General features: G+C 68.2%; 11 protein-coding genes. 8 read left to right on the forward strand and 3 right to left on the reverse strand.

What is annotated here, in order from left to right; all coding sequences use genetic code 11:
* The first annotated feature begins 42 nt into the window (after positions 1-42).
* Genes A5787_RS15115 through A5787_RS15130 form a run of 4 tightly spaced genes read left to right on the forward strand, consistent with a single transcriptional unit; the run spans position 43 to position 5,014 of the window.
* Entirely contained in the window at positions 43-690 is a 648-nt protein-coding gene (locus A5787_RS15115; protein WP_066968293.1) for a TetR/AcrR family transcriptional regulator, read from the forward strand.
* Entirely contained in the window at positions 687-1,820 is a 1,134-nt protein-coding gene (locus tag A5787_RS15120; RefSeq protein ID WP_156763959.1) for an alpha/beta hydrolase, read from the forward strand. Before A5787_RS15115 ends, A5787_RS15120 begins: the two co-directional genes overlap by 4 nt.
* Complete coding sequence (locus tag A5787_RS15125; protein ID WP_369829120.1) at positions 1,796-2,767, forward strand: 2-hydroxyacid dehydrogenase; 972 nt, start codon at positions 1,796-1,798, stop codon at positions 2,765-2,767. Before A5787_RS15120 ends, A5787_RS15125 begins: the two co-directional genes overlap by 25 nt.
* 45 nt (positions 2,768-2,812) lie before the next feature.
* Positions 2,813-5,014 carry an acyl-CoA dehydrogenase gene (locus A5787_RS15130; RefSeq protein WP_066968299.1) on the forward strand — a complete coding sequence of 734 codons (2,202 nt, stop codon included), beginning with the start codon at positions 2,813-2,815 and terminating at the stop codon, positions 5,012-5,014.
* Positions 5,015-5,101: 87 nt separating this feature from the next.
* Here A5787_RS15130 and A5787_RS27755 read toward each other — a convergent pair whose 3' ends face one another.
* A complete protein-coding gene (locus A5787_RS27755) occupies positions 5,102-5,560 on the reverse strand; it encodes a hypothetical protein (protein ID WP_066968303.1) in 459 nt (152 codons plus the stop codon).
* 493 nt (positions 5,561-6,053) lie between these two features.
* Between A5787_RS27755 and A5787_RS15140 the strand changes: the two genes are divergently transcribed.
* On the forward strand, positions 6,054-6,374 hold the full coding sequence (locus A5787_RS15140; RefSeq protein WP_066968307.1) for a hypothetical protein: 321 nt from the start codon (positions 6,054-6,056) through the stop codon (positions 6,372-6,374).
* 9 nt (positions 6,375-6,383) lie between these two features.
* Here the strand turns inward: A5787_RS15140 and fadD2 are convergent, their stop codons facing one another.
* Positions 6,384-8,063 (reverse strand): long-chain-fatty-acid--CoA ligase FadD2, encoded by a 1,680-nt coding sequence (gene fadD2 / locus A5787_RS15145; protein ID WP_066968429.1) that lies wholly within the window; start codon positions 8,061-8,063, stop codon positions 6,384-6,386.
* Between the two features lie 59 nt (positions 8,064-8,122).
* Between fadD2 and A5787_RS15150 the strand changes: the two genes are divergently transcribed.
* A complete protein-coding gene (locus A5787_RS15150; protein ID WP_066968309.1) occupies positions 8,123-9,364 on the forward strand; it encodes a DNA polymerase domain-containing protein in 1,242 nt (413 codons plus the stop codon).
* On the opposite strand, the gene A5787_RS15155 is transcribed toward A5787_RS15150, so the two are convergent.
* The gene (locus A5787_RS15155; protein WP_066968312.1) at positions 9,361-10,761 is read right to left on the reverse strand and encodes an MFS transporter; all 1,401 of its coding nucleotides are present in this window, start codon (positions 10,759-10,761) and stop codon (positions 9,361-9,363) included. The two genes, A5787_RS15150 and A5787_RS15155, sit on opposite strands and share 4 nt — an antisense overlap.
* A gap of 130 nt (positions 10,762-10,891) precedes the next feature.
* Between A5787_RS15155 and A5787_RS15160 the strand changes: the two genes are divergently transcribed.
* Positions 10,892-11,497 (forward strand): TetR family transcriptional regulator, encoded by a 606-nt coding sequence (locus A5787_RS15160; RefSeq protein WP_066968314.1) that lies wholly within the window; start codon positions 10,892-10,894, stop codon positions 11,495-11,497.
* Between the two features lie 9 nt (positions 11,498-11,506).
* Entirely contained in the window at positions 11,507-12,502 is a 996-nt protein-coding gene (locus A5787_RS15165) for an ABC transporter substrate-binding protein (protein ID WP_082977242.1), read from the forward strand.
* Positions 12,503-12,586 lie beyond the last annotated feature (84 nt).

Raw genomic sequence — 12,586 nt, forward strand, 5'->3', positions numbered from 1 at the left:
GAATCTAACATCAGGTTCAGTTCTGCTCCAGGAGGTGCGCAATTGTCGACCGCAGCGCAACCTGAGGGGCGAGCCGGCCCCGTGCGGGCGTTTCCGACGCAGCGCGGCAGGCGGACGCGGGCCGCGATCGACCTGGCCGCCCGGACCGTGATCGCGCGTAAGGGCATTCTGGCGACGACGATCGCCGATATCGCCGCCGAGGCGGGCCGTTCCCCAGCCTCGTTTTACAACTACTACGACTCCAAAGAGGCGATGGTCCGCGAATGGGCCCTGCGGTTCCGCGAGGAGATCACCCAGCGGGCGCGTGCGGTGACCGAACACGGCCTGTCCAATCGCGAGCGCGCATACGAGGCCGCCGCCGCGCAGTGGCACTCCTACCGCAACCGGCTCGCCGAGGTCATCAGCATTTATCAGCTGGCAATGGTCAACGACGACTTCGCGCAGTACTGGGCCGAAATCTGTGCTACGCCAATCGCTTTCATCAGCGATTCGGTGCGGCGCGCCCAGGCCGACGGCCACTGTACCGACGACGATCCGCGGCTGATCGGCGAGGCGATTTTGGCCATGTTCTACCAGTTCTGCTACATGCAGCTCGCCGGTCCCGGTGAACCCGATGACGAGGCGTGCATCCGGACGCTGGCCAACATCTACTACCGGGCCATTTACGCCGAGGGGGGTGAGCCGAGTTGACCCGTCGCAACGCCGCCGCCGGGGTGCTCCGCGAGTTCGTCGGGCTGCCATCGCCGACCGCCGGGCGGGCCGGCGCCGGCGGGCATCCCTGCCAGGGCCTCTACCACCGTGCGGTGGGACGCAAGCCGAAGGTGGCGATGATCGCCGCGCATTACCAGATCGACTTCTCCGAGCACTACCTCGCGGACTACATGGCCACCCGCGGCGTCGGATTCCTGGGCTGGAACACCAGATTCCGCGGCTTCGAGAGCAGCTTCCTGCTCGACCATGCGCTGGTCGACATCGGCGTGGGGGTGCGTTGGCTGCGGGAGGCCCAGGGCATCGATACCGTTGTGCTGCTGGGCAATTCGGGTGGTGGATCGTTGATGGCCGCCTATCAGTCGCAGGCGACCGAACCGAACGTGACCCCGCTCGAGGGCATGCGCCCCGCGGCCGGGCTGACCGACTTGGTTCCCGCCGACGGCTACGTGGCCACCGCCGCACACCCCGGGCGGCCCGACGTGCTGACGGCCTGGATGGACGCCGCCGTCGTCGACGAGAACGACCCGGTCGCCACCGCCGCCGACCTCGACCTGTTCAACGAGGACAACGGCCCCCCATACTCGGCGGACTTCATCGCCCGCTACCGGGACGCACAGCTGGCGCGCAACCACGCCATCACCGACTGGGCCGAGACGGAGCTCAAACGGGTTCGCGCCGCCGGGTTTTCGGATCGGCCGTTCACCGTGATGCGCACCTGGGCCGATCCCCGCATGGTCGACCCGAGCATCGAGCCGACCAAGCGCCAGCCGAACCTGTGCTACGCGGGCGTCCCGGCCAAGGCGAACCGGTCGGCGCACGGCATCGCCGCGGCATGCACCCTGCGCAGCTGGCTGGGCATGTGGAGTCTGCGGATGGCGCAGACCCGGGCGGAGCCGCACCTGGCCCGCATCGACTGCCCGGCGCTGGTGATGAACGCCGAGGCCGACACCGGCGTGTTCCCGTCCGACGCCCAGCGCATCTACGACGCGCTCGCCAGCACGGACAAGTCGCGGGCGTCGATCGACACCGACCACTACTTCACCACCCCGGGCGCACGCAGCGAGCAGGCCGATACCATCGCCAGGTGGATCACCAAGCGGTGGCGCTGAGGGTTCTCGCTCATTTCGTTCCCGGCGACAAAGTGCTCGACTTCGTTGCGCCAGAATCGGATTGGCTCGACATCCGATGGTGCGCCGAAGACGACGACTCGGGCTTTTATCGGGAACTGCCGCAGGCGGACGTCATCTGGCATGTTCTTCGGCCGCTGTCGGGCGCCGACCTGCGGCTCGGGGTCCGGCTGCGGCTGGTGCACAAGCTGGGCGCGGGGGTGAACACGATCGACGTGCAGACCGCCAGCGAATGCGGCATCGCCGTCGCCAACATGCCGGGCGCCAACGCGCCGTCCGTGGCCGAGGGCACGGTGCTGCTGATGCTGGCCGCGCTGCGCCGGCTACCGGGCCTGGACCGCGCGATCCGCCAGGGGAGGGGCTGGCCGTCGGACCCGGGCCTGGGCGAGACGGTACGTGACATCGGCGGCTGCACCGTCGGCCTAGTGGGCTACGGCAACATCGCCAAGCGCGTGAGCGAGATCGTCGCGGCGATGGGGGCCGCGGTGCTGCACACCAGCACCCGCGACGACGGGCGGCCGGGCTGGCGGCCGCTGCCCGAATTGCTGGCCGCCAGCGACATCGTCTCGCTGCACCTGCCCCTGACGGCGCAGACCCGTCATCTGCTCGGGCGCGACGCGCTGGCCCGGATGAAACCGAATGCGGTGCTGGTCAACACGTCCCGTGGCGCCGTCGTCGACGAGGCGGCCCTCGTCGACGCGCTGCGCACGGGCGGGCTCGCCGGGGCCGGGCTGGACGTCTTCGAAGTCGAGCCGGTAGCGCCGGACAATCCGCTGCTCGGGCTGGACAACGTGGTGCTGACGCCGCACGTCACCTGGTATACCGCGGACACCATGCGCCGATACCTGACCGAGGCGGTGGCCAACTGCCGCCGGCTGCGCGACGGCCGGCCGCTGGCCCATGTAGTCAACCAACCGACCGGTTGTTAGCTTGGAAGCTGCGGGGCCGAAACGCGAGCCATGGGAAGGCGACCAATGCCGATCGCAATAAATCCTGAGCATCAAGACCTGGCCGACTCGGTGCGGTCCCTGGTGGCGCGCGTTGCGCCGTCCGAGGTGCTGCACCAGGCCATGGAGACACCGATCGAGAACCCCCCGCCGTACTGGCGGGCCGCGGCCGAACAGGGTCTGCAGGGCTTGCATTTGGCGGAATCGGTCGGCGGGCAGGGCTTCGGCATCCTCGAATTGGCCATCGTGCTGGCCGAGTTCGGCTACGGGGCGATGCCCGGCCCGTTCGTGCCGTCGGCCATCGCGAGCGCGCTGATCTCCGCGCATGACCCGCACGCGAAGGTGCTCTCCGAGCTGGCGTCCGGCGCGGCGATCGGCGCCTACGCGCTGGACTGCTGCGCGCTGACCGCCACCCGTCAGGGTGACGCGCTGGTGATCCGCGGCGAGGTCCGCGCGGTCCCGGCCGCCGCGCAGGCCTCCGTGCTCGTGCTTCCGGTCGCGATCGACAGCGGCGAGGAGTGGGTGGTGCTGCGCGCCGAACAGCTCGAGATCGTGCCCGTGAAAAGCCTTGACCCACTGCGGCCCATCGCGCACGTGCGCGCCAATGCCGTCGAGGTCGGCGACGACGTCGTGTTGGGGAACCTGAACATGGCGACCGCGCACGCGCTGATGACGACGCTGCTGTCTGCCGAGGCCATCGGCGTGGCGCGCTGGGCGACCGACACGGCCTCGCAATACGCGAAGATCCGTGAGCAGTTCGGCAGGCCGATCGGTCAGTTCCAGGCCATCAAGCACAAGTGCGCGGAGATGATCGCCGACACCGAGCGGGCCACCGCGGCCGTTTGGGACGCGGCCCGCGCGATCGACGAGGCCGGCCAAAACGATTGGGACATCGTCGCTTCCCACGTCGAGTTCGCAGCGGCCGTCGCGGCGACGCTGGCTCCGACCGCCGCCCAGCGCTGCGCGCAGGATTGCATCCAGGTGCACGGCGGGATCGGGTTCACGTGGGAGCACGACACGAACGTCTACTACCGCCGGGCGCTGATGCTGGCCGCCTCCTTCGGCCGGGGTTCGGAGTACCCGCAGAAGGTGGTGGACACCGCGACCACCACCGGAATGCGCGCGGTCGACATCGACCTCGATCCCGACACCGAGAAACTGAGGGGCGAGATCCGGGAGGAGGTCGACGCGCTCAAGGCGATGGAGCGCGAGGCCCGCAAGGTCGCGATCGCCGAGGCCGGCTGGGTCCTGCCGTACCTGCCCGAGCCATGGGGTCGCGCCGCCAGTCCGGTGGAGCAGATCATCATCGCCCAGGAGTTCAGCTCCGGGCGGGTCAAGCGCCCGCAGGTCGGCATCGCGGCGTGGATCATCCCGTCGATCGTCGCGTTCGGAACCGAGGAGCAAAAACAACGGTTCCTACCGCCGACCTTCCGCGGCGAGATGATCTGGTGCCAGCTGTTCTCCGAGCCGGGCGCCGGGTCGGACCTGGCCGGGCTGACCACGAAGGCGACCAGGACCGAGGGCGGCTGGCGCATCACCGGGCAAAAGATCTGGACCACCGCCGCGCAGTTCTCGCAATGGGGCGCGCTACTGGCCAGGACCGACCCGTCGGCCCCGAAGCACAACGGCATCACCTACTTCCTGCTCGACATGAAAAGCGAAGGCGTCACCGTCAAGCCGCTGCGTGAGCTGACGGGCCAGGAGTTTTTCAACACCGTCTACATCGACGACGTGTTCGTGCCCGACGAGTGCGTGCTCGGCGAGGTCAACCGGGGCTGGGAGGTCAGCCGCAACACGTTGACGGCGGAGCGAGTCTCGATAGGCGGCAGCGACGCGAATTTCCTTGCGACGCTTCCCGAGTTCGTCGAGTTCGTCCGCGACGGGCAGTTCGACCAGGCCGCGCAGCACCGGGCCGGGCAGCTGATCGCCGAGGGCCACGCCGCCAAGGTGCTGAACCTGCGCTCGACGCTGTTGACGCTGGCCGGCGGCGACGCCATGCCGTCGGCCGCGGTCTCCAAGCTGCTATCGATGCGAACCGGCCAGGGCTACGCCGAATTCGCGGTGTCGTCCTTCGGCACCGACGCTGCGATCGGCGACACCGCCGAACTGCCGGGCAAGTGGGGCGAGTACCTGCTGGCCAGCCGGGCCACCACCATCTACGGGGGCACCTCCGAGGTGCAGCTCAACATCATCGCCGAACGACTGCTGGGCCTCCCCCGCGACCCGTAGACGCCGGAAAAGGGACATGCCGACCTGTCGCACGTCTGTACAGGTCGGCATGGCCCGGTCTTTGGCCGCTATGCGGGCGGCGCTAACTCACCACCACCAGTCCCACCAGGGCCGGAAACCCAGTCCGGGCGGGCCCCAGCCACCGTTGCCCCAGCCGGGGTGACCCCAACCGGGGTGGCCGCCCCAGCCGCCGTGGCCGTCCCAGTCGCCCCAGTGACCGCCGCCGGGGCCGCCCCAGTGACCGCCGGGGCCGCCCCAGTGACCGCCGGGTCCGCCCCAGTGACCGCCGCCGGGTCCGGGTCCGCCCCAGTGACCGCCGCCGCCGGGGCCGCCCCAGCCGCCGCCACCGTGGCCGCCGCCCCCACCGGGCCGTAGCGGGATGTCGGGGGCGCCGTGCGGGCCGGACATGTCGAAGCTGTTGCCGGGAGCGGGTGGCGGGGCGGCATGCGCAGCGGGGCTCCCCGCGAACAGGAGCGCTCCCACCAGCAAACCGGCCGCAGCCGCGCGGACCGCGGCCCTGCGGAGCGAAAGCAATGTGATCAACATCTGCGACTCCTTCGGCGTGTGGAGGGGATCGAAAGGTTCTACGCCAACGATCGCTCATTGCGTCAGAGGGACAATACCCATATTTCTCGGTTCTACACAAAGTCAGCAATCTCACGACAAATCGCCATCCACAGCCGATAGTTTTGGGGTTGGGAAACGTGTTGCGACATCTCCGATTTGCGGATTTGCTCATTTCAGTACTATGTGACCCGGCATACATGCATGTCAGACTCGCTCTACTGAATTACGGATTCACTGCGTTACGCGAATAATCACTTGGGCGAATCATGAAGCCATATGTGGTCAATTCTTTTCGCATATCGAAGGCAGAGCAAACAATGCCCGAACGCTTATGCCCCGTCTTTCTTGCCTCGTGAGTTCGGCCAGCCGCAAGCGGCGCCGGGCCGCCGCCGCGCCGCGGGCGCTCGGCGATGCGCATACTGAAGAGCGGATCTACTGACGTGCAACCCCTCCTCTCAGAGAAAGTCGCGCGATGACGATCAACTCAGGTCCCAACCGATTCGCCCGGTACACCGCCAAGCCGCCCCCGCCCGGGCAGACGGGCCCGACGCAGCGCCTCAGCGCGCTCGGCGAGGCGCCCGCGCGGCCGTCGCGCGACCGGCGCACGCGTCGGACCGTCGACCTGCCGCTGGCCACCCACCGCGCGCTCGACGTCTGGCAGCGCGACGCGGCCGACCGCATCGGCGTCGCGCGGGTGACCGGGCAGGAGGTCCTTAGTGCGCTCATCGATCAGCTGCTGATCGATCCCCAGCTCTCCTCGCAGATCACCCGGGCCATTCAGGCCCGCAGGTGACCTGACGACTCAGTCGATCTCCATCTCGCGCAGCTCGCGCTTCAGGACCTTCCCGGTGGGGTTGCGCGGCAGCTCGTCGAGGAAGACCACTTCCCGCGGCACCTTGTAGCGGGCCAGGTGGTCGCGGACGTAGTGCTTGACCGTGTCCTCGTCGAGGTCGGCGTCCTCCTTCTTGACGACGAACGCGCGCAACCGGTGGCCCCACTCCTTGTCCTCGACACCGATCGCGGTGGCCTCCACGACATCCGGATGTCCGGTAATGAGGTCCTCGACTTCGGCCGGGAACACGTTTTCGCCGCCGGAGACGATCATCTCGTCGTCACGCCCGCTGATGTAAAGGAGGTCGTTCTCGTCGAAGTAGCCGACGTCGCCGGAGGACAACATCCCGTCGATGATCTGCTTCTTGCCCCCGCCGGTGTATCCCTCGAACGGGAACGCGTTGCCGACGAAGATCCGCCCGACCTCACCCTGCGGCAACTCTTTGCCGTTGTCGTCGAAGATCTTGACCTTGACGCCCTTGACGACCGGGCCAACGGTCGAGGAATTGAATTCCAGGTGCTTGGGCTCGGCGATCGTGGCGAAGGCGATCTCCGTCGAGCCGTACATGTTGTAGATGACGGGGCCGAGGTCCTTGAGGCCCCGTTCCGCCAGTTCCGACCCGAGTGCCGAGCCGGACACGAAGACGATCTTCAGTGAGGACAGGTCGGGCTTCTTATCCATCTTCTCGACGGCGTCGAGGATGCGGGAAAGCATCACCGGGACCACGACCATCGCGGTGACCTTGTACTTCTCGATGTCCTCGAGCACCAGCGGCGGCTTGAATTTGCGCCGCAGCACCAGCGTCGAGCCCAAGAACATCGCGATGGTGCCGTGCAGGAAACCCAGCGCATGGAACATCGGGGCGGGCAGCGAGGTCACCTCGCCGGCCTTGAACGGCACGTGCGACAGGATGCCCCCGATTGGCGCCAGCGTTGGTGGGGTGCTGCGGTTCGCGCCCTTGGGGGTGCCGGTGGTGCCGCTGGTCAGGATGATGATCGACGAGTGCTTGCTCGCCTTCGGAGCGGGAGACTTGTCGCTGCGCTCGATCAGGTCGGCCAGCGTGTCGTCGTCGCTGCCCGACGACTCGTCCGCATCGGGATTGGAGCCCAGCGCCCGCAGCTTGCCCAGCTCCGGCTCGGCTTTGCTGACCGCCTTGGTGTACTCGTCGTCGTAGATGATCAGCTTGGCGCCCTCGCGCTCCGACACCTCTTTGATCTGCGGGCCGGAGAACTCACTGTTGAGCAGGATGATGCGGGCGCCGACCCGTGCGGCACCGAAGTAGGCGATCAGGAACCAGCGGGTGTTGCGGGCGAGGATAGCGACGCCGTCGCCGCCCTTGACCCCCTTCTCCAGCAGCCCGTTGGCCACCGCGTGCGCGGCCTCGTCGAGCTCCCGGTAGCTGAATTCGCCGTCCTCGTCGATGCAGGCGGCCTTGTCGGGATGACGCCTGGCGTTGAGCGACGGCAGCATGCCGAACTCGCCCCACTTGTAGATGTCGGCGGCCATCGCGGCGTAGTTCTGCGGCGCCTCGATCCGGAACGCACCCGATTCGAAGATCTTGCGCACGTAGTGCAATTCGGCGGCGCCGCGGTCGAGGTACTGCTGAACTTTGGCGACAGCCTGCCCCGGCAGGCCGATGAGGTTTGGCATGAATTCCACCCTATGTGACGTCCGTCTCAGTGCCACTAGTTAATACCCCCCGACTTACGATGATGAACATGACCGGTCCGGCGTCATTGGAGGTGGCCGGGCACCAGGTCACGGTCACCCACCCCGACAAAGTGGTCTTCGAACGCCACGGCACCGCGGGCCCGTACACCAAGCTCGACCTGGTCCGCTATTACCTGTCCGTCGCCGAAGGGGCGCTGCGCGGCGTCGCCGGGCGGCCGATGATCCTCAAGCGCTTCGTCAAGGGCATCGGGCAGGAGGCCGTCTTCCAGAAGCGGGCGCCGGCCAACCGGCCGGACTACGTCGACGTCGCCGAATTGCACTACGCGCGCGGCACTTCCGCCGCCGAGGCCGTCATCCACGACGCCGCCGGGCTGGCGTGGGCGATCAACCTGGGCTGCGTCGACCTGAACCCGCACCCGGTGCTCGCCGGCGACCTCGATCACCCCGACGAACTGCGCGTCGACCTGGACCCGATGCCCGGGGTCGCGTGGCCGCGCATCGTCGAGGTCGCGATGGTTGCCCGCGAGGTGCTGGAGGACTACGGCCTGGTCGCGTGGCCGAAGACGTCCGGGTCCCGGGGGTTTCACATCTACGCCCGGATCGCCCCACGCTGGGGGTTCCGCCAGGTTCGACTGGCGGCCCAGACCGTCGCCCGCGAGGTCGAGCGGCGGGCGCCCGGGGTCGCGACGAGCCGCTGGTGGAAGGAGGAGCGCGAGGGCGTCTTCGTCGACTTCAACCAGAACGCCAAGGACCGCACCGTCGCGTCGGCCTACTCCGTGCGGGCGACTCCGGACGCGCGGGTCTCGACACCGCTGCGCTGGGAGGAGGTCGCCGGCTGCCGGCCCGAGGCGTTCACCATCGAAACGGTGCCCGACCGGTTCGCCGAACTGGGCGACGCGTGGGCCGGGATGGACGACGCGGTCGGCGAGCTCGATCGGCTGCTGATGCTGGCCGAGGAGATGGGACCACCCGAGCGCGCGCCGAAGGGGTCCGGCACCCGCACCGAGGGCGGGCGCGTCTCGTCGAAACCGCTCATCGAGATCGCCCGCACCAAAACCAAGGACGAGGCGATGGCCGCGCTGGACACCTGGCGGGACCGCTATCCCGCCGCGGCCGCCCTGCTGCAACCCGCCGACGTGCTGGTCGACGGGATGCGCGGGCCGAGTTCCATCTGGTACCGGATCCGGATCAACCTGCAGCACGTGCCGGACGACCAGCGCCCGCCGCAGGAGGAGCTGATCGCCGACTACAGCCCCTGGGCGCGCTACCAGAACGGCTAGACACCCAGCCGCCCGATCCGGGTCTTCTTGCGCAGGTAGAAGTACCAGGTGACGACCAGCAGCGCGATGAAGAACGCGATGTAGAACCGCAGCGCGGGCTCGATGCTGCCGAAGTGCGACTTGGACCAGGCGTAGGCCAGCGGCACCACGAACCCGCCGAAGGCGCCGATCGAGGAGATGACGCCCAGCGCCCCCGCGGCCTGGCGGCGCATGTGCACCATGGTGTCGGGGTCGCCGCCGGCGAGCTCGCCCTTGATCACGAAGATCCGCGAGATCATCCGGTAGGTCGAGCCGTTGCCGATGCCGGTGGCGACGAACACGAACATGAAGCTGGCGAAGAACAGCGGCAGGTTCTTGGCGTTGACCGACCACAGCGCCGCCGCGGCGCCGGCGGCGAGCATCACGAAGCTCATGGCGGTGATGCGCGCCCCGCCGATCCGGTCGGCCAGCTTGCCCCCCACGGGACGAATGACGGATCCGATGCCCGCGCCGACGAACGCCCACGCCAACGCGATGTCACCGCGCCCGAACACCGTCTTGAGCAGCGTCGGGAAGGCGGCCGAGTAGCCGATGAACGAGCCGAACGTGCCGATATAAAGCAGCGACATGATCCAGGTGTCGCGGTGCCGCAGCGACTGCCAAACCGGCTTCACGTCGGCCTTGGCCTCGGTGAGGTTGTTCATGAACAGGAAGGCACACACCGCGGCCACGACGGCCAGCGGCACGTAAAACAGGCCGGCGCGCGACAGCGCCACCCCGCCGCCGGCGATGACGATCGGCGGGATGATCTTCTGCACGACCGCGACGCCGATGTTGCCCCCGGCGGCGTTGAGGCCCAGCGCCCAGCCCTTGTCCTTCTCGGGGTAGAAGAACGAGATGTTGGCCATCGACGAGGCGAAGTTGCCGCCGCCGACGCCGGCGGTCGCGGCGATCGCCACCAGCGCCGGGAACGGCAGGTGGGGGTGGCTCACCACCCAGGCCAGCAGCAGGCACGGGATCACCAGCAGCATCGCCGAGATCGTCGTCCAATTGCGGCCGCCAAAGACCGGGACCGCGAACGTGTACGGCAGCCTCAGGAAGGCGCCGACACCGCTGGGCACCGCGACCAAGCACAACGCCTGGCTGGCGGTCAGCGCCCAACCGGACGCGGCGGCGTGCCCGTGCGCACCGGCCGTCATGTGGACGACGACGATGCTCCACAGCATCCACACGCTGAACCCGACGTGCTCGGCGAAGATGGAGAAGATCAGGTTGCGACGGGCGATCGGCTTGCCGGTCGTCTCCCAGAACGCGGGGTCTTCGGGCCGCCAGTCGTCGATCCAGTGTCGCCCGTGGTGATGCCGGCGCGGCGCGGGCGCGAGGAGTCCAGTGCCGGTCTCGGGAGTGGTCGTGGTCACGGACCCGACGTTAAGGACTGACTGTTACCGGTCGTGGTGTGCGCAGTTACGCCGGAGATACGTGGATCTCGCAACGGCCCCTGGGCCGCTGTAAGAACTTTTTGCCGCCCGGATGCGGGAGAATTAACCCATGCAGGCGACCGACCAGCCCATGGGACTGCGGGAACGCAAGAAGATCAAGACCCGGCAGGCCATCAGGCGTGAGGCGTTTCGCCTGTTCGACGCCCACGGCTACGCCGCCACCACCGTCGAACAGATCGCCGACGCCGCCGAGGTGTCACCGAGCACGTTCTTCCGGTATTTCCCGTCCAAGGAGTCGCTGCTGCTGGCCGACGACCTGGACCCGCTGATCTTGGCCGCGTTCCGGGCCCAGCCGCCCGAACTGTCGCCGACCCAGGCCATCCGCCGCGCCTACGAGTCGACGATGGCGGCCCTGTCCGACGAGCAGTCGGAGTTCGAGAGCACCAGGCAACGGCTGATCTTCTCGATACCCGAACTCAAGGCCGCGCTCTACGACGAGTACCACCGCACCGTCACCGTCATGGCCGAGGCCATCGGCGACCGAATCGGGCGTCCCGCAGACGATTTCGAGGTTCGCGTGTTCGTCGGCGCGATGGTGGGCGCGATGATGTCGGCCTACGACAGCGCGCCGAAAACGGCCGAGACGATCTATCGGGCCCTGAACTTTCTCGACGCCGGCATGCCGCTGAGCGGGCCCGGGCCGAGAACGCGATAATCTCACGCGATGAGCGGTTGGAATCGACGGGGATTCTTGCAGCTCGCGGGGGCGATGGGGGTGGCCGCGATCGCCGGCGCGCCGACCGCGTGCTCGCCGCGCAAACAGGCACCGGGCGCCGCGCCCGGCGGCTCGGTGACGATCACCCACCTGTTCGGTCAGACCGTCATCAAGGAGCCGCCCAAGCGCGTCGTCAGTGCGGGCTACACCGAGCAGGACGACCTGCTGGCGCTGGGCGTGGTGCCCATCGCGGTGACCAACTGGTTCGGTGACCAGCCCTTCGCGGTGTGGCCCTGGGCCCAGCCCAAGCTCGGCACGGCCCAGCCGGTGGTGTTGAGCCTGGACAACGGGATCCCGGTAGACCAGATCGCCGGGCTCAAACCCGACCTGATCGTGGCCATCAACGCCGGGGTGGACGCCGACACCTATCAGAAGCTGTCGGCGATCGCCCCGACCGTCGCGCAATCCGACGGCGACGCCTTCTTCGAGCCCTGGAAGGAGCAGGCCACCGCCGTCGGCCAGGCGGTGTTTCAGCCCGACCAGATGAAGTCACTGATCGACGGTGTCGACAAGCAGTTCACCGATGTCGCCCAGAAGAATCCGCAGTGGAAGGGCAAGAAGGCGCTGCTGATGCAGGGCACGTTCTTTCAGGGCACGGTGGTCGCGACCCTGGCGGGCTGGCGCACCGACTTCCTCAACCAGATGGGCCTCGTCATCTCCGACGGCATCAAGCCCTTCGGCAGCGATCATCGCGCCGTCATCCCGCGCGATCAGATCAAGCCGGTGCTCGATTCCGCCGACGTGGTGATCTGGACGACCGAAAGCCCCGACGAGCAAAAGGCGCTCCTGGCCGACCCGGAGGTGGCGGGCACGCTCGCGACCGCCCAGAACCGCCACATCTTCACCACCAAGGACCAGGCCGGCGCGATCGCGTTCGCGTCGCCGCTGAGCTACCCGGTCATCGCCGATCAACTGCCGCCGCAGCTGGGCAAAATCCTGGGTTAGCGCCGCCCTGTTTGAGCGTTCGCTAAGGCACCTCTGGCAGTGCTCGAAAATCCGTCCGCATCCCCTCCCGCCTGCCCCGATCGC

The organism is Mycobacterium sp. 852002-50816_SCH5313054-b, assembly GCF_001667185.1.
Taxonomy (GTDB): domain Bacteria; phylum Actinomycetota; class Actinomycetes; order Mycobacteriales; family Mycobacteriaceae; genus Mycobacterium.

Excerpts from the sequence above, each read along its gene's own strand:
- A5787_RS15130 (WP_066968299.1), top strand. The coding sequence starts at position 2,813 with ATGCCGATCGCAATAAATCCTGAGCATCAAGACCTGGCCGACTCGGTG.
- A5787_RS27755 (WP_066968303.1), bottom strand. The coding sequence starts at position 5,560 with ATGTTGATCACATTGCTTTCGCTCCGCAGGGCCGCGGTCCGCGCGGCT.
- A5787_RS15140 (WP_066968307.1), top strand. The coding sequence starts at position 6,054 with ATGACGATCAACTCAGGTCCCAACCGATTCGCCCGGTACACCGCCAAG.
- fadD2 (WP_066968429.1), bottom strand. The coding sequence starts at position 8,063 with ATGCCAAACCTCATCGGCCTGCCGGGGCAGGCTGTCGCCAAAGTTCAG.
- A5787_RS15150 (WP_066968309.1), top strand. The coding sequence starts at position 8,123 with ATGATGAACATGACCGGTCCGGCGTCATTGGAGGTGGCCGGGCACCAG.
- A5787_RS15160 (WP_066968314.1), top strand. The coding sequence starts at position 10,892 with ATGCAGGCGACCGACCAGCCCATGGGACTGCGGGAACGCAAGAAGATC.
- A5787_RS15165 (WP_082977242.1), top strand. The coding sequence starts at position 11,507 with ATGAGCGGTTGGAATCGACGGGGATTCTTGCAGCTCGCGGGGGCGATG.